Source organism: Halobacillus sp. Nhm2S1 (assembly GCF_019599545.1).
Classification (GTDB): Bacteria; Bacillota; Bacilli; order Bacillales; family Halobacillaceae; genus Halobacillus.
In genome coordinates this window covers 499,754-516,989 of sequence record NZ_JAIEZV010000001.1, presented here as the reverse complement: position 1 = coordinate 516,989, position 17,236 = coordinate 499,754, and the positions used below count along the sequence as shown (strand labels likewise).

The window sequence follows — 17,236 nt, the reverse complement described above, 5'->3', positions numbered from 1 at the left end:
AATCTTTGCAACAGCAGTATATGTAGACGATTAAAAAAATCTCAGAGGGGTCCCTCTGAGATTTTTGTTTGGTTTATTTCACCGAACGTTCATATTTGGCGCTTCTTGAAGAAAGTAATAGGAAGTATGATAGAAGGCCGACATATAGAGAAATAACCAACGCATGCAGGAGGGCAAGGCCCAAATGCACATACGTCATGATAACGAAAGCACCTACGAGAACCTGTAAGACCATCAGACTTGCTGCAAGGATCCAGCCTTTTTTCATAATTGGACTGTTTTTGTAATCTTTGAAAGCTTTTAACATGAGAAATCCCGTCCATATTAAAACTCCGGCTGCTGCAGCCCGGTGTCCCATTTGAATCCATTGAGCTGAGCCATACGATGAAAAGTCAAAAGGGGAAGCATTCGTGCAAAGCGGCCAGTCTAAACAAGCCATCGATGAGTAGGTATGACGGACAAGTGCACCTGTATAAACAACGATCAATGTGTATGTAGTTAAAGCATAAATTTGAAGCCTAAATGGTTTACGAATAAGTAGGGAATGTGCGTCGAATTTCCGGTCAATCTCAAATATGATCAGCATCAAAAGGAGGACTGCTGCAAAAGATACCAGGGATATTCCGAAGTGAAGCGCTAGTACGAAGTCGGACTGTCCCCATTTTACGGCAGCGGCACCAATTAAACCTTGAGTGAGCAAGAAGAAGAAGGCAAGAAAGGAAAGGAATTTCACCTCTCGTATATGACCAACTTTCACCCAAGCAATCACGGAAAGGGCCAGCACTAGTAAACCTACACCTCCAGAAACAAGTCGGTGACTTAATTCAATGATTAAGGCGACATCTATTTCTGATGGGATCCATTCTCCGTGACATAGCGGCCAACTGTTTCCGCATCCCATACCTGAGTCAGTTTTTGTAACAAGTGCTCCGCCTAATAGAACGAGCAGCATCCCTAATGTGGCAAAAACCGATAACCACTTTAATAATCGCATGGCACGAAGCCACCTCCATTCCTGTCAAAAGAACACGAGGGATATCATACCATTTAACCTCATCAAAATCACTAAAGTCTTGAAAAAAACTTGCAATGTATGACAGGGTTTGCTAGAAATAAAAGGGTGTGTTTAACGTCAATGTCGTCGCTTTTTCTGAGGGAAAAAGGCCAGCAGCGTTAAAATTGCTGAGAATGGTAGATACTAAGAGAGAATGCCGTTTCACAAAGTTGTCACAAATAAATAAAATTGTGCAGTTTAAATAGATAGAACCACAATTACATGATACAATTATTTTGATGTTTCTTGTCATCCTTTATGATGCAAGACTGGAAATAGCCCTCGGTGAGTCCTTTAATGAATAAGGATTCATGTTATTCTTTTAAGAGGGTGGTAGAAGGAGGAAGATAATACGATGGACAATCCAAGAACAGTCGAATCTGCTTCTACAGAAATGATCCAAACAAAAACCAATGACCATTCTTTGTTAGCTGATATAAAGAGCTTGATCAAAGTCGGTATCATTAACTCTAATTTGATTACTACATTTGCAGGATTTTGGCTGGCTCTCCATTATACGGGTACATTATTTTTTGATCAGTGGGTCACCTTCCTGCTGACGATGCTCGGAACCGCTTTCGTAATTGCTGGTGGATGTATTCTTAACAATTGGTATGACAGAGACATTGACCCGATCATGTCACGGACAAGCAATCGTCCGACGGTTACAGGAACGATGTCTTTATCATTTATAAAAACATTGGGGATCAGCGTGTCCATTCTCGGATTTGTCACTTTGCTCCTCACAACATGGCAGGCAGCCTTGTGGGGCGCATTTGGTTGGTTCGTCTACGTCGTCCTTTACACGATGTGGACAAAGAGAAAATACACGATCAATACAGTGGTTGGAAGCTTCTCAGGAGCTGTTCCACCATTAATCGGATGGGCTGCTGTTGATCCAGGATTGCAATTGGAAGCTCTGATTCTGTTTCTAATTATGTTTATTTGGCAGACCCCGCACTTCCTGGCACTTGCCATGAAGAAAAAGGATGAATACAAAGCAGCTGGAATCCCGATGCTTCCCGTTGTTCACGGGTTCGACATGACTAAACGTCAAATCGTCGTTTACGTTGCTTGTCTGCTCCCATTACCGATTTATTTGGCTTCTCTTGGCACGGTCTTTCTAATCACGGCTTATGTGCTCTCTATCGGCTGGCTGGCTCTAGGGATCGCAGGCTTTTTCATGAAAGATGACTACAAGTGGGCGACATGGATGTTCATTTTTTCCTTGAACTATCTGACGATCATGTTCTTTATGATGGTCATCGTCACATTGCCATTCCCATTTTAAAGAACTGACCTCCTAATACCAGGAGGTCAGTTTCTAAATAAAAAAATGCATTACAAGAGAAAGAGAGGTATGACGCATGAGAGGTTGGATGGGAAAATTCCGTTCATTATTCTTATTTGGTGCACTAACCATGCTCCTTACCGGATGTGGTATTGAAAACATCAGTGCACTAAAACCAAAAGGGTATGGCTCGGAATTATTATTTGATCTTATGTTGATCAGTATTGCGATAATGATTTTCGTTTTCGTAATCGTTATGGCCATTTATGCTTTTGTTCTTCTCCGTTATCGTGAGAAGAAAGGGCAGGAACACATCGTTCCGAAACAAACAGAAGGGAATAAAGCTTTGGAAGTGATTTGGACAGTCATTCCAATTATTTTGCTACTTGTGCTGGCAATCCCTACTGTGCAGGCGACTTTCGACCTCGCTGATCAATCGACGCAAGGAGATGAAGGCGTTTTAACGGTCGATGTCACAGGTAACCAATATTGGTGGCAGTTTGACTATGCAGATCAAGAGATCTCTACAAGTCAAGAAATCTACATCCCTACAAATGAAAGGGTATACTTAAACATGAAAGCCAGTGATGTCATCCACTCCTTCTGGGTACCGGCAATTTCGGGTAAGATGGATACCATTCCTGGTGAAAACATGAACACTATGTACTTAGAAGCTTATGAAGAAGGGGTTTACGAAGGCTTTTGTGCAGAACTTTGCGGACCTTCCCACTCCCTGATGTACTTCAAAGTAATCGCTGTCAGCCCTGATGAGTTTGATCAATGGGTAGAAGACATGCAGAACATTGATCCTGAAGCAACGCCAGAAACAACAACCGCTCAGGAAGGTCAAGAGTTGTTCAACAACAACTGCATGAGTTGTCACGCAATTGGTGGCGCGTCAGCTGGTGTAGGACCGAATTTAGGCAACTTCGCAAACCGCGAGAAAATTGCAGGGATCCTGCAGCCATCGAAAGATAACCTTGTAGATTGGATTGTTCATCCGGATGAAGTTAAGCCGGGGAACCAAATGCCTGCAGAGCTGGTTTCAGAAGAAGATGCAGCAAAAATTGCTGATTATCTTCTAGAGTTGGATCACTCAGATGTAGGAAACGATCTTGAGATGCAAAGTGTTGAAGAGTAAGGATTTATGAGAAAGAGGTTGAAAAGGGAGGTTAAAGCGTGAGTACTGCAGTAGCACAAAAACGTGGGCTCGGCGCTGTGATTTGGGATTACCTGACAACAGTAGACCACAAGAAGATCGCGCATCTTTACTTGGTCTCTGGGGGGCTGTTTTTCCTAATCGGTGGGCTCGAAGCCATGATAATTCGTATCCAGTTGATGAAGCCTGACAATGATTTCATCTCCGCTGGACTTTACAATGAAATGATCACGATGCACGGTACAACTATGATTTTCTTAGCGGCCATGCCGCTCATCTTTGCCATTATGAACGCCGTTGTCCCCTTACAGATCGGGGCAAGGGACGTTGCCTTTCCATTCTTGAACTCCTTAGGTTTCTGGTTGTTCTTGTTTGGAGGACTTATGCTGAACGTATCTTGGTTCACAGGTGGTGCACCGGATGCCGGCTGGACCAACTATGCACCATTATCGACGACTTCACCAGGGCACGGGGTAGACTATTATGTCATGGGTCTGCAAATATCCGGTGCCGGTACGTTAATTGGTGGAATTAACTTCCTTGTAACGATTGTAAACATGAGAGCTCCAGGTATGACGTATATGCGTATGCCATTGTTCACATGGTCTGTATTCGTCACAAGTACCTTGATTCTATTTGCTTTCCCTGCTTTGACAGTAGGACTATTCCTTATGATGTTCGACCGTATGTTCGGATCTGCCTTCTTTGACGTGGGGCTAGGTGGTAATGCCATCATCTGGGAACACTTATTCTGGATCTTCGGTCACCCGGAAGTGTACATATTGATTCTTCCGTTGTTCGGAGCTTTCAGTGATATCTTTTCAACATTCTCTAAGAAACGTCTTTTCGGTTATTCTGCGATGGTATTTGCAACCGTTTTAATCGGATTCTTAGGATTCATGGTATGGGCTCACCACATGTTTACCGTTGGTATGGGACCTATTGCAAACTCCATTTTCGCTGTAGCTACAATGGCGATTGCCGTACCTACAGGGATTAAGATCTTTAACTGGTTGTTTACGATGTGGGGCGGACAAATCCGGATGACGGCTGCGATGCTATGGTCCATCGCCTTTATTCCATCGTTTACCATTGGAGGAATGACTGGAGTTATGCTAGCTGCAGCAGCTGCTGACTTCCAGTATCACGATACTTATTTCGTTGTTGGACACTTCCACTATGTCATCGTTGGTGGGGTAGCCTTTGGACTCTTCGCTTCTCTACACTACTGGTGGCCGAAGATGTTCGGTAAAGTTTTGAATGAGAAACTAGGTAAACTGGCATTCTGGCCGTTCTTTATCGGTTTCCATTTGACATTCTTTATTCAGCACTTCCTTGGTCTTATGGGAATGCCTCGTCGTTACTGGGTCTTCCTTGAAGGACAGGGGCTTGCTACAGGGAACTTGATCAGTACAATCGGCGCCTTCTTCATGGCGATTGGTACGATTATTTTCCTAATCAACGTTGTTTACACATCCGTCAAAGAGAAGAAAGTGAGCGGAGATCCTTGGGAGCATGGCCGTACGCTTGAGTGGTCGATCCCATCTCCACCACCACACTACAACTTTGTACAAACACCACTCGTACGTGGGCTTGACCCTCTATGGGTGGAAAAAATGGATGGAAAGGAAGGCATGACACCTGCAGAACCACTGGGTGACATTCACATGCCGAATGCTTCCATACTTCCATTTACCATTTCACTCGGTACATTCATCGCCGGTTTCGGATTCATCTACCAAGTCGATGATCCGATCTGGTTAGTGGCTGTCTTTGCTGGTATGGGACTTACACTCGGATCTATGCTGACACGTTCTTTGAAGGATGATCTGGGGCACCATATTCATAAAGAAGAGCTTGAAGAAGATATTAAGAAGGGGGTTGGCAAATAATGAGTTCTGAAGATGTACTCAATCCAAAACGAATGCCGCATGACCCGGAAAAAGCCACCCTTGAAGGTAGAAACAAATTCCTTGGCTTCTGGTTTTTCCTCGGTGGAGAAACCGTATTGTTCGCAAGTCTATTCGGTACCTACCTTGCGTTGAATGGCTCAACACAAGGGGAGAACACTCCTGAACATCTGTTCGGATTGGAACTTGTGTTCATCATGACGATGCTACTTTTGACAAGCTCGTTAACAAGTGTATATGCGATGTACCATATGAAAAATCATGACTTTAAAAAAATGCAAATGTGGCTTGGGATTACCGTAGTATTAGGACTTGGATTCCTTGGCATGGAGATTTATGAGTTTTATCATTACATCCATGAATATGGGTTCACGTTCCGATCCTCCGCATTTGGCTCAGCTTTCTATACACTCGTCGGTTTCCACGGAGGGCACGTTCTCTTTGGACTAAGCTGGATTGTAGCGCTTATGCTCCGTAACCAGAAGCGTGGATTGAACTTGTATAACGCTCCGAAGTTTTATATTGCAAGCCTGTATTGGCACTTCATCGACGTTGTATGGGTATTCATCTTTACAGTTGTGTATCTTATGGGAAAGGTGGGTTAATCCATGGCAGATCAATCACATTCCAAACCCGTACACCACCAGGAATATGAGAAAAAGCAGCATCGTGAAGAAATGAAACAGCAGGTACTTACTTTCGCCTTGATGATTTTGTTCACGTTCATTGCTTTCGGAATGGTTATTTTTGAAGTGGATTCTTACTTCATCATTCCGACATTGATTATCCTTGCTGTCGTCCAGGTAGCTTTTCAGCTTTATTACTTCATGCATATGAAGAATAAAGGCCATGATATGGTTGCTGTTATGATGTATGGAGGAGTAGCTGTCGCTGCATTGACCATCATCACGTTCACATCCATTATTTGGTGGTAAGTCAATAGATATCAAAGGAAAAAGACCGGATTCCGGTCTTTTTCTTTATTTTTGCTTGGGAGATGATAAATTTCGGGTTCTGTGCATGACACCGACCTAATCATACACGCCCGGCGCAAAGGCCTTTGTCCTCCTTGAGAGATATGACTAAATTATGAACAATGGATGAATTCCTTATGCGCGCTCGTTTTTTCGGCGATAATTAGGTAAAATGGAGAAGAACAAGTAAAACAATCTGGGGTGAGACACCAATGTGGTTAGAACTTCAAATCTTTGGCTTCCGTGCCTTGTGGAGTCCATATTATTTTGTATTCGTTCTGTTATTATCAGCCTTATATTATTACATAACAGGACCTGGACGTGAAAAGGGCACGGACCGTCCGAGTACTTTTCAGCAAGTAATGTTCTATAGCGGGATGCTTCTTTTATACATCGTCAAAGGTTCTCCTGTCGACTTGCTTGGGCATATCATGTTTACAGCCCACATGACTCAAATGGCGATCTACTATTTGCTGTTTCCGATCCTGGTCATCAAAGGACTTCCTCGATGGATATGGGAAAAAGTTTTTGCTGCCAAGGGAATAAAAAACGTGCTTCATCTTCTGACAAGGCCATTGATTTCCTTATTGCTTTTTAATGGACTGTTTTCAATGTATCACATGCCTGTCGTATTCGATTACGCAAAATCAAGCGATCTGGCGCACACCGTGATTACTACGATCATATTGTTTATCGCTTTTTGTATGTGGATTTCTGTCTTTCCTCCACTAGAGCGTTTGGATAGGTTAAGCCCGATTTTAAAAATCGGCTTCATCTTTGCCAATGGTGTGCTGATTACACCGGCGTGTGGTCTAATCATTTTTGCTGGCACACCGCTTTATGAAACCTATTCAGAAGCTGGAGCGTGGATGCAGGCGATGAGTTTATGTGTACCTGCAGATGTTTTGAATGGTCTCGCATCCAACCTGAGTGGTCCGAATTATTTTACACCGATGCCATTAATTGAAGATCAGCAATTAGGTGGAATTATCATGAAGATTGCTCAGGAAGTAATCTTTGGTGCGATCATTGCTTATATCTTCTTCAGTTGGTTCAACAGGGAAAGAGATACGATTGATCCACTGCCGAGCCAAGTACAGACAGAATCTTAAAGTTTTGCTAGAGGGGAAGAGGTGGAAGTATGCCGTTACTGCCGACACTGAGTACATTCTTCATTGTATTAAGCGCTGTACTCGTCGCTATCGGTTGGGTACTGATTGTTAAAAATAAAAGAAGCTCGCATCGTAAAGTGATGATTGCAGCGGCCATCAGTGCTCTTACATTTTTTATCATTTATTTAAGCCGTACGATTTTTGTTGGAAACACCAGCTTTGGTGGACCGGACGATATAAAAATCTTTTATACGATTTTCTTGATTTTTCATATCTTCCTTGCGACAGTCGGAGCCGTTTTCGGATTGGTGACTTTAACATTCGCTTTCAAGCGTAAGATTAAGAAACATCGAAAAATTGGTCCGGTAACAAGTATTATCTGGTTTTGCACGGCTGTGACGGGTGTCGCCGTTTATATGCTGTTATATATCATTTATGATGGTGGTACAACGACAAGCATGATTAAAGCCATATTAGGGACATAAAGAAAAACAACGAATCGTTGATGAGCGATTCGTTGTTTTTGGTTTATCTTGTGTTGGGAGAGGGAAACAGTGTATGGATGCATAAATTTCCATATACATAAAAATAGGAAAGGGATGACCCACTATGGAATTAAAGACAGAGAGATTACAGCTATTCCCGATTACCTTAGACCTTGCACAGACACTGATGAAGAATTCGCTTGCCTTTTATTACAAGTTCCAGCTACCCTGGAACAAAAACTGGCCTCATGATGGCTTGAAAGCCCTTATGCCCATGTATGCGGAACGGTTAGAAAACGATTCGGATGAATTAGGTTTTGGTCCATGGGTGATCATTGATTCTGCCGGTGAGCATGTGATCGGTGACATCGGATTCAAAGGCAAACCTGACAATGAAGGCAATGTAGAGATCGGTTATCATGTTGTCGCTTCAGAAAGAAATTACGGTTATGCTTCAGAAGCCGTTCAAACTCTCTGCGAATGGGCTTTTAAGCATCCGGAGGTAGAGGGGATCGAAGCACAGTGTGATAAAGATAATATCCCTTCACAAAAAGTACTGATCAATAATGGGTTCAACCATACGGGAAGAAGTATGGATATCCTTGTCTTTAAGAAAGAGAAAAAAATCCATCAAAAAGAAAATACCATGAATAAAGAATTTTAAAAAACCTGAAGCAATGCTTCAGGTTTTTCTTTATAGCTTATAGTTCCATCGAATGATGCCTGCTTCTTTAGCAGAGTTGAAAGCAATAACAACGAGTGGCCCGAGGATAAACCCGAGAAGTCCAATCAGTTGTAACCCTAAATACATAGCAATCAACGTGGCAAGCGGGGACAGACCAATGTGTCGTCCCATGACTTTCGGTTCAACGGTTCTTCGAATCGCAAGCAGGACAATCGCGAGTAACCCAAGCTTTGTGCCGATTGCAATATCCCCGACAATAAGCATATACACCGACCATGGTCCAAGAATGACGATGGAACCGATAATGGGGATAAAATCGATAGCCCAGATGATCAGCGACATAATGAGAGCGACATCTGGAGCAATCCATAATAAACCTATCAATGATACGACGAAAATGATGATGCTGACGAGAAACTGCGCTTTTAAAAATCCGAACACGACATAAGAAAGACGGGCGTTCATGAATTTCACTTTTTCTGATGTGGCTTCTGTGAATTGATCGTGCATTTTATCTCGCAAGCGTGGAAGTTCAAGCATGAACAAGAACAGAGCGATTAAATAAACGAGAAAGCTGACGAGCAGTTCAGGTATTTTGGCAGCCACAGCTGCTATGTTGGATAATTGAAGCTTTTCAGAAATGGCGGTCGTCGTCCGGTCGATGGCATTCATCATTTCTGCTGTTACTTTATCTACAAATTCTTTCGGCATCGATTGTGAAAAACTAGCCATATGGTCTTCCCAATCCAACAGCACATTATTGATTTGATTGATATACTGTGGAGCGTTGTCAGCCAGTTGTACGATTTGGGTGACGGCGCGGGTCACAGCGAATGTTCCCAAGAGGCCAAGAAAGACAAGGAACAATAAGAAAACAATCGTCACGGACATTTTTCGATTGATACGGAACTTGAACTGGGTGAATCTTACCGCCGGATTTAAGAACAGGGCCGTAACGAAAGCGAGTATCAATGGAATAGAGACAGGTAAAATGAAGTAGCCTGCAATGATAAGTAGAGCGGAGATTAGTATTAAAATCCACTGTTTTTTTGATAGATAACGGAACAATTTATGTATGAGTCTCCTTTCCCCCATAGACCAGTCATGAGTTCGATCTTTTACTTCCTTTTAAAAAAGTCGCTCACCATACAATGATGTGCGACTGTTGTTCATCCGGAAAGTGTGGATGAGTGATTATATTCGGCGATCGGAATCCGTGGATAGTTCTTCGACTTTCTTAAGAACTTCCTCGTTTTCGTTCTCTTCCGCCCATTTTTTCAGCTTGTCCAAAACTACATGTTCTGGAACTTGGCTGTGGTATTTTTTCGCAGGTTCACTTACTTTGGAAACCAATGATTTCGCTTTAGAGATGATGCTGTCTGTAAACCCTTCCTGGTGACCATATTCTACACCGTGTGGGTAATAGTGGCGGCCTAGAAGCGGTTTCATCAAACGAACAACAGCATCTCCCTTATCGACATCCCCTTCAAGGGCAAATCCCTGGATGCGGATATAATAAGTAATGTTTTTTTCTGGAGCGGGGATTTTATAATCGTATGTGACACGCTCATAATCCCAGGATCCACCGAGGATGAATCCATTTCTTTCCATGATTTCTGTCAATGGCTTGTAGTCAACAACGAGACCTTCAATCCCAGTACCTTCTAATTTCATTTGTTCCACCTCGCAATTGTTATGTATCTTACCTCATTTTAGTATGAAAAGGTAATGCTTGCAATTTTGGCATGACAAACGTCCTGCCATAGGTTTAATATCTGTGATTACGTTCTCATTATACTATAAAAGGAAAACGGATGCATGTAATAAATTCGGTAAAAAGGGGACAATAAACATTGATCATGATTAATGAGGAGGATCTTTCATGAAAAGTGTAAAAGATATCATGACAAGCGATGTCTCCATCTGTCATACGAATGACCAGTTGAGTGACGCAGCTTCTATGATGAAAGAAAAGAATGTCGGCGCGATACCTGTCTGTGATGATCAAGGCAACCTTATGGGTATGGTGACAGACCGTGACCTAGTTATTCGTGGATATGCAGCGAAAAAACCTGATTCTACACCGATTCAACAAGTGATGAGTGACCGCATGTACAGTTGTACACCAGATTGTTCACTAGAAGAAGCGAGCAGAATCATGGCTGAGCACCAGGTACGCCGTTTGCCTGTTGTTGAGAACGGGAAACTTTCCGGCATCCTTTCTCTGGGTGACTTATCGACAGAAGAAATGTCCGACCATGCAGCGGGTGTTGCATTACAGGATATCTCTGAACGTCCTGAAGTTCACTAATTACATGGGCCTGCTTCTATGGAAGCAGGCTTTTTTCGTTCTGAATCGCTCATTCTAATCATAGCCTCCAACCCATCCGCTTATACATAAAATAAAATGGTCTTTGATGAGGAGTACGATATGATAAAAAAATCCGTAATCTTATGTTTGGTTATACTTCTTTTCATTGGGTTGTTTCTACTATTGAATTCTCCTTTAGAAGAACAGGTAGTCGAAGAGTTTTCAGAACCTACATTAGAAACCGTTGGTCAGCCCCCGGCTGAAAATGAAGCGGATTTTTTCTCTTTGCGTGGGTTATCCTCTGATGCACTTTTGGATAAAATGGGAGAACCGCTGAGACAAGACCCAAGTGAGTATGGATACGACTGGTGGGTTTATGGCTCTGATGAGGAGATCGAGATGCAGTTCGGTATCCAGGACAGGGAAGTGGTGACAGGTGTTCTATTCAAAAGGGAAGCGGGTCCCGTCCGTGTGCTCGATTCATACGAAGAGGTAGCTGAGTCTTATCCTTTTGCATCTTCCTACCGCCTGGATAGTGAAGGAGCGTACACCTTAAAGCTTACAGAGAAGGATATCGCTGAGAGACCCGTCATTCCTCTTGGGGACCGCTGGAGTGCGCAATTGTACTTTGACAACGTGACCCATGAAATTTTTGCAATTCGAATGTTGAGGAATGACCTTCTTCTGAAGCATCAACCATACAAAGTCGTTTATCGCGGCACCCTTCCTCTTCAAGAAGTTTTGGACGAGAAGGCATGGGGCAAAGTTGAAGATGGAATGGAAGCTCAAATCCTATCGATGACGAATGGCGTCCGTGCTCTCCATGATGCCGGCCCGCTGTTGGAGCACGAGGAAGCCTCATTTGTCGCCTATGCCCATAGCAGGGATATGAATCAGAATAATTATTTTTCTCATTATTCCCAAAATGGGGACGGTTTGAAAGAGAGACTGGGGGAGATTTCATATGTGCGGGCTGGTGAAAATATAGCCTCCCAATATGTAGACGCGACCGCTGCGGTCCATGGTTGGTTGAACAGTCCGGGGCACAGAAAAGCTCTCCTTGATCCACACTACACTCATCTCGGTGTCGGCGTTCATCACCGGTATTATACACAGAATTTCTTGACTGTCCCATGAACGCCTGTTTATTTTCTGCATAGGCTATACTGTAGTTCTTACAGTGAGGTGTAGAAGGTATGAGTACAAATGAATTGCACCCGAGCGTTCAGCAGTTCAAAGCCTTTGTCAACAAACACCCGAAAGTGAAGGGACAGTTGAGGAAAAATCATAAATTGATACAAAGTTATTATGAGAAATATATGATCCTCGGCGAAGATGACCCTTTCTGGGATTCCCTGCCATCTGCCAAAAAGGAAAGCTCTACGGCCAAGATGGACTGGATCAAACAGCTGGGTGGCCTGATGGAAGATATCAATTGGGAAGAGGTTTCTAGACAAATCGATGAACTGAACGGAGCGATCGGGCAATTTCAGCAGCTGATCACCAACGTCAAAAAGGAATCTGGAAAAAATCAGAAGGAAATGGAATACCCTTATTACTAAAATCAGGGCAGATGGAAAAGATCTTTTATTTCCATCTGCTTTCCTATTTGATAAGATAGAAGATGGAGGTGGACATGTACTATGCTAGCTACAATGGAAATTGTCGATCTGCTAGATCGCTCTGAATCGATCGGCCAGATGGTCATGCATTCAGACACCATGCAAGAGTACCAAGAGGCTAAGAGCGCTCTTGAAAATGATAGAGAGGCGCAAAGACTCATTAAAAGCTTTGCAGACATGAAAGAGCATTACGAGGACGTGCAGCGTTTCGGCCGTTATCACCCCGATTACAACACCATCATGAAAAAAGTCCGCTCCGTAAAAAGAGAAATGGATATGCATGAGACGGTAGCCCACTTCAAAAAAGCTGAACGCAATATCCAGAAGCTGCTGGATGAGATCAGTGAAAGTGTAGCCTTCAGTGTAAGTGAGCAAATCAAAGTGCCGAAAAATGGTATGGCGCTTACCGACACAGGGTGTAGTGGAGGATGCGGAAGTGGCGGCAGCTGTGGTTGCGCCTCTTAAGGATCAGTAAAACGAATACAGTCGTCGCATAAGTTCCCGCAGCAAAACATTTTACGCTGGGGAACTAAAAAGCGGACGCGATACACATAGAGCGCCTGATTCTTGCGTACATAGCTCATCGCAAGGGTCAGGCGTTTTCCTTTCATTGCCTTCGATGCACACCATTTTAAAACTTCTTCCACCTCTTTCTTTGTTGTACTTTCTTCTGGGTGCAAATAGACGAAAGGGATTCCAGCAATTTTTTTGAAGACGGCCGTATTGATTTTGTCCGATTTTTGTAAAAGCTCTTCAAAAATAAGGGATGCCCGTTCATGATCTGTGAGCAACACTACCAACCTCCTCATTGCCGTACGCGGGGATATTTGGTAAACTGACGTTAACTTATTATGTTCGATGGGGAGTAGAGTCAAACAATGATCCGAACAAAACGACAAGGACTAATCGTATATTTTCAGCATATGAAAAACATTAGGCAGATTAAGAAACATGGTCATTTGATTCATGCATCTAAGAAAATGAAGTATGCCTTAGTATATGTGAATCAGGAAGATGTCGAGTATAAAATGGAAAAGCTCGAACGCTTACCATTCGTTTCCCGTGTTGTGCCTTCTTATAAACCAGATGTTCGCACGGAATACGAAGGGGCGAAGCCTGACAAAGCCAAGCAATATGACTATAAGATGGGCATCTGACTGCACCAAAAAAGCGTCCGCTTCTTGAGTGGACGCTTTTTTCTTCTCTCGAGTGCATGGTCACAGGTCTTAACTTAATGGAGCTATGAATTTATTCATACGGAGAATTCCGATTAAATGCTGATAAAAAAGTTCGGTTTCAGGAAAAAGGTTGGAAGGTTTGATGGTGAATTCCGCAATTTCTTTTCCTGCCTGTTCGACCATTTCTTTATACATATCGAAGCGTTGATTCGGTTTTTCGTGAGGATTGGGAATGCCTTCCCTGCAAATATAGATGGGCTGGAATTTATCGTTATGGGCAGGCTTCATCACTAAAGATAAGGAAGCCACCGGTTTGCCCTCTTTTTCGCTATAGAAAGCGATGGCATGCTGAATGCGTTCAGGCATCCGCGTACCGAGGTCGATCAGTTCATAAATATCCGCATACCCTTCGCCAAGTTCGATGAATTTTTGTATCATAAATATGTACACCCTTTCTAATCAGTTCTGATACTCATTTCTAATCAGTTCTGATACTCATTGATTATTTTATAATTAAAGTAAATGACAGGAATCTTGAAGACTCAGTTTCTAGGCATTTATTGAGTAGAGGGGGCTGCGGGGAATAGCTCGCTTCCGCGGGAGCGCGGTAAGCCTCCCCATTCCCCTTCGCCCCTTCAACATATCAGTGTCTCGAAACCACTTCTGGAAACAGCTCACTTCCAGCTTCATGGAGGTAAGTTGTGTGAGCATGTGAATCAGGTATTTATTTCACAGCTACTCGGTAAAGAGAGTTTTCTGTGTATAGCACAGGGATCGTATAAAACAGTCCTTCTGAGTGAAGGGGTTCGTTTCTCCCCTTCATCAAATGGGAGAATCCTTAGTGCTCATACAGCCCGAGGAAGCCCCCCCGCAGGAAAGCGAGTAGCTTCCCATCCATCCCTAACTCTCAACAAGGCAACGAACCCGGTTACCTCGAAAAAATGAGTCTTCCATTATTGGCCTTCATCTGGAATAAACATTGAGATATAACAGAGCTTTCTAGTAAACAATCAAATTAAAGGTAGCACGAAACGTTGTGCATGTAAATTGGAAAAGGAGGGGAGCAGGATGAAGCCCTTATGGTTTCCGCTCACTTTGCTTCTCAGTGTGTCCACCCTTATGCTCCTTTATCAGTGGGACCGAGCTGAAGCGGGTAGTGAACAAGTCACCAAATCTCCAAATCTGGATGTTTCAATGACCGTCAAAGAGGATACGCTGCAATTTCACTATACATATGATCAATTAAAAGCAGGGATCTACAAGCTTGATCCTCCGGAAAAAGCAACAGGAATCGTCTGTTCCCATCAAGAGTCGTCCTGTCGTATAACCCATCAGAAAACGACAGAAATGATTATAGAAAAAGAAGGGAAAGTCCTTGTAGATTATACCATGCCGATGCCTGAAAATGAGGTCATCAACGATTGGATGCTTGTATTGAAGAAAGAGGACCGTGTGTTGCAGTCTCCATTTTCATTGACCATAAAAGATTTGGATGAGAGGAAGGATCCATGGCTTGTTCCTTCCGCTAAGGAAAGTGATATCCCGATGGAAAACCTGCGTTATTATAAGTTTTCTTCTATGAATGAATCACTCCCGCTTACAAGAAAAGGAGAAGCCTCTTTGTGGAAGAAAGGGAATAGTATTGTTACATATGAAGCAGGAACAGAGCTTTCTGCTGAAGTACAGCAGGAGTTACAAACCTTTCTAGAGTGGACCGGTCCTATTTTGATTCAGCTCGATCAGTCCGATACGAAAGTATTGGACAACCACATGAAGGTTGAAGGAAGAGATGTGAAGGAACTGCAAGCGGAGTATGTGGTGGAGCATTTGAAAAAAGTTACGACAGAAGAAAACCCTTGGGAGTTGAAGGTTGTTAAAGATGTTTATACAGGTAACAGCATGTCGATGGCCAACGAAGTGGTCACTTCTTTAACCGAAGAAGATCTGCTGACGTGGAAAAAACGTATGCTGCAAGCTGAAAGGACAGAAGATTTAGGACTATTTCTGGATGAGTCGTTATCCGACGTATATGGAGCAGAAACAACCTATTTTCAAAACTATGAAGCTCCCACAACTGATCATCTCTGTTATGTTGAAAAAAAGCGTGTGCTTTACCATGATCAGATGGTCACGGATCGCATTGTTCATTATCATGGATCATCGTATCTTTCGCTACCGGAGATCAGTCGTGTGATGGATTATGAACTTACGGAAATTGAGCAAGGTGCTGTTTATCGGTTGGAGGTTCCCGGCAAAGAGTATCGATTTTACGTTGATCAACCGACGTTTATCGTAGACAAAGAAAGGTTTGGAATGGGGGAGGAACTATTGATCATGGTCGAAGATTCTCCCTATATAAAATGGCAGGATTTTCAGGGATTGTTTGATATAAACTTTACGACTAGACCGAAATAATGGCAAAAAAATAGGGTCGCCCATCACGGGCGACCCTGCTTTTCTGATTCATCAGAGATGAAACAAAAAAGTAAAGGGAGAGGAGAAACCGGAGGAAGAGCTTATGGGGATGTAAGCCTTCTCCGTTTTCAGAAGCAGTATCATCCGCTTCAAGTGCTAGTATGTACGTTGCTGAACCACCTTATTCACTTGAAATAAAAAAATGTGCAAAATTCCATGCTTGATTAAGTTTCTAGTCTATCCTCACTGCAAATCTCATTATGCGTGTCAGGTCTCCCAGCCCATCTCCACTCCCTAATAATCCGGTCCCAGTGCCCAGACACTCGAGACATAAGCAAATCTGCTCTGTGGCAAAGCCCGCCACTCCGCAGATTTGCTTATGCTTGTCGTGTCTCCCAGGGCACTTCCACACCCTGTACTTCCCTGTGACGTCTGTTTTGTGGTAGGATTATGGGGAATGCTGACAAGTGAGGTGTACAGGATGCGAGTGATTGCTGGTGAATTTAAGGGACGTCCGTTGAAATCTGTCCCTACACATAAAACCAGACCGACGACAGACAAAGTGAAGGAAGCGGTCTTTCACGGGATTGGGCCTTTTTTTGAGGGCGGAAAAGCTCTGGATTTGTTTGCAGGGAGCGGTGGTCTCGGAATTGAAGCTTTGAGTCGTGGTGTGGAATCTTGTGTGTTCGTCGATCAACAGCAAAAAGCGATCCAGACCATTTATGAAAATATAAAAACGCTCGAGATCAAAGAGCGTACAGAAGTTTTCAAAACCGATGCCATGCGTGCCATCAAGGCGGCTGGGAAACGGGGACTGACGTTTGATTATATTTTCCTGGATCCACCCTATAAGAAGTTTTCTTATCAGGACTTAATGGAAGCGCTTTTAGAATTTGATTTGATCTCAGAACACGCGGTTATCGTTTGTGAACACGATGCTTCCGAAGAAATACCTGAAGAAGTGGGGCGTCTGAAACGTATGAAAACCGATCATTATGGAAGTAATATCGGTGTATCGATTTTTGAGTAAGGAGAGAAGG

At 43.2% G+C, this 17,236-nt stretch carries 20 protein-coding genes; 15 read left to right on the top strand and 5 right to left on the bottom strand.

Annotation, left to right across the window (positions count from 1 at the left end):
• Positions 1–73: 73 nt before the first annotated feature.
• Positions 74–994: a COX15/CtaA family protein gene (locus K2225_RS02625; protein WP_220583343.1), complete on the bottom strand. Its 921-nt coding sequence runs from the start codon at positions 992–994 to the stop codon at positions 74–76.
• Between the two features lie 415 nt (positions 995–1,409).
• Between K2225_RS02625 and cyoE the strand changes: the two genes are divergently transcribed.
• The 8 genes from cyoE to K2225_RS02585 all read left to right on the top strand — a co-directional run bounded on the left by cyoE (position 1,410) and on the right by K2225_RS02585 (position 8,649).
• The gene (gene cyoE / locus K2225_RS02620) at positions 1,410–2,345 is read left to right on the top strand and encodes a heme o synthase (RefSeq protein ID WP_220583342.1); all 936 of its coding nucleotides are present in this window, start codon (positions 1,410–1,412) and stop codon (positions 2,343–2,345) included.
• Between the two features lie 76 nt (positions 2,346–2,421).
• The gene (gene coxB, locus K2225_RS02615; RefSeq protein WP_220583341.1) at positions 2,422–3,486 is read left to right on the top strand and encodes a cytochrome c oxidase subunit II; all 1,065 of its coding nucleotides are present in this window, start codon (positions 2,422–2,424) and stop codon (positions 3,484–3,486) included.
• Positions 3,487–3,524: 38 nt separating this feature from the next.
• Complete coding sequence (gene ctaD, locus K2225_RS02610; protein ID WP_220583340.1) at positions 3,525–5,396, top strand: cytochrome c oxidase subunit I; 1,872 nt, start codon at positions 3,525–3,527, stop codon at positions 5,394–5,396.
• The gene (locus tag K2225_RS02605; protein WP_220583339.1) at positions 5,396–6,019 is read left to right on the top strand and encodes a cytochrome (ubi)quinol oxidase subunit III; all 624 of its coding nucleotides are present in this window, start codon (positions 5,396–5,398) and stop codon (positions 6,017–6,019) included. Before ctaD ends, K2225_RS02605 begins: the two co-directional genes overlap by 1 nt.
• Before the next feature lie 3 nt (positions 6,020–6,022).
• Positions 6,023–6,349, top strand: coding sequence for a cytochrome c oxidase subunit IVB (ctaF, locus tag K2225_RS02600; RefSeq protein ID WP_146818643.1), 327 nt, complete (start codon positions 6,023–6,025; stop codon positions 6,347–6,349).
• 251 nt (positions 6,350–6,600) lie between these two features.
• A complete protein-coding gene (gene ctaG / locus K2225_RS02595; protein ID WP_220583338.1) occupies positions 6,601–7,500 on the top strand; it encodes a cytochrome c oxidase assembly factor CtaG in 900 nt (299 codons plus the stop codon).
• Between the two features lie 29 nt (positions 7,501–7,529).
• Positions 7,530–7,985, top strand: coding sequence for a DUF420 domain-containing protein (locus tag K2225_RS02590; RefSeq protein WP_146818647.1), 456 nt, complete (start codon positions 7,530–7,532; stop codon positions 7,983–7,985).
• 124 nt (positions 7,986–8,109) lie between these two features.
• A complete protein-coding gene (locus K2225_RS02585) occupies positions 8,110–8,649 on the top strand; it encodes a GNAT family N-acetyltransferase (RefSeq protein WP_220583337.1) in 540 nt (179 codons plus the stop codon).
• Positions 8,650–8,679: 30 nt separating this feature from the next.
• Here the strand turns inward: K2225_RS02585 and ytvI are convergent, their stop codons facing one another.
• Together ytvI and K2225_RS02575 are read right to left on the bottom strand one after the other, a co-directional pair.
• Complete coding sequence (gene ytvI, locus K2225_RS02580; protein WP_220583336.1) at positions 8,680–9,738, bottom strand: sporulation integral membrane protein YtvI; 1,059 nt, start codon at positions 9,736–9,738, stop codon at positions 8,680–8,682.
• A 126-nt stretch (positions 9,739–9,864) separates the two neighbouring features.
• Positions 9,865–10,344 carry a YugN family protein gene (locus K2225_RS02575; protein WP_146818653.1) on the bottom strand — a complete coding sequence of 160 codons (480 nt, stop codon included), beginning with the start codon at positions 10,342–10,344 and terminating at the stop codon, positions 9,865–9,867.
• 208 nt (positions 10,345–10,552) lie between these two features.
• On the opposite strand from K2225_RS02575, the gene K2225_RS02570 reads away from it, so the two are divergent.
• From K2225_RS02570 to K2225_RS02555, 4 genes are all read left to right on the top strand, one after another.
• Positions 10,553–10,981 carry a CBS domain-containing protein gene (locus K2225_RS02570; protein ID WP_146818655.1) on the top strand — a complete coding sequence of 143 codons (429 nt, stop codon included), beginning with the start codon at positions 10,553–10,555 and terminating at the stop codon, positions 10,979–10,981.
• Positions 10,982–11,101: 120 nt separating this feature from the next.
• A complete protein-coding gene (locus K2225_RS02565; protein WP_220583335.1) occupies positions 11,102–12,118 on the top strand; it encodes a CAP domain-containing protein in 1,017 nt (338 codons plus the stop codon).
• A 59-nt stretch (positions 12,119–12,177) separates the two neighbouring features.
• A complete protein-coding gene (gene ylbD, locus K2225_RS02560; RefSeq protein WP_146818659.1) occupies positions 12,178–12,543 on the top strand; it encodes a spore coat protein YlbD in 366 nt (121 codons plus the stop codon).
• 81 nt (positions 12,544–12,624) lie between these two features.
• Entirely contained in the window at positions 12,625–13,068 is a 444-nt protein-coding gene (locus tag K2225_RS02555) for a YlbF/YmcA family competence regulator (RefSeq protein WP_220583334.1), read from the top strand.
• On the opposite strand, the gene K2225_RS02550 is transcribed toward K2225_RS02555, so the two are convergent.
• On the bottom strand, positions 13,065–13,397 hold the full coding sequence (locus K2225_RS02550) for a hypothetical protein (protein WP_370632688.1): 333 nt from the start codon (positions 13,395–13,397) through the stop codon (positions 13,065–13,067). The genes K2225_RS02555 and K2225_RS02550 overlap by 4 nt on opposite strands.
• Positions 13,398–13,481: 84 nt before the next feature.
• On the opposite strand from K2225_RS02550, the gene K2225_RS02545 reads away from it, so the two are divergent.
• Complete coding sequence (locus K2225_RS02545; RefSeq protein WP_174787838.1) at positions 13,482–13,760, top strand: YlbG family protein; 279 nt, start codon at positions 13,482–13,484, stop codon at positions 13,758–13,760.
• Positions 13,761–13,829: 69 nt separating this feature from the next.
• On the opposite strand, the gene K2225_RS02540 is transcribed toward K2225_RS02545, so the two are convergent.
• Entirely contained in the window at positions 13,830–14,219 is a 390-nt protein-coding gene (locus K2225_RS02540; protein WP_220583332.1) for a DUF7147 family protein, read from the bottom strand.
• 630 nt (positions 14,220–14,849) lie between these two features.
• Here K2225_RS02540 and K2225_RS02535 point away from each other — a divergent pair.
• Together K2225_RS02535 and rsmD are read left to right on the top strand one after the other, a co-directional pair.
• A complete protein-coding gene (locus K2225_RS02535; RefSeq protein ID WP_220583331.1) occupies positions 14,850–16,196 on the top strand; it encodes a hypothetical protein in 1,347 nt (448 codons plus the stop codon).
• 457 nt (positions 16,197–16,653) lie between these two features.
• Complete coding sequence (rsmD, locus tag K2225_RS02530) at positions 16,654–17,226, top strand: 16S rRNA (guanine(966)-N(2))-methyltransferase RsmD (protein WP_220583330.1); 573 nt, start codon at positions 16,654–16,656, stop codon at positions 17,224–17,226.
• The last annotated feature ends 10 nt before the right edge of the window (positions 17,227–17,236 follow it).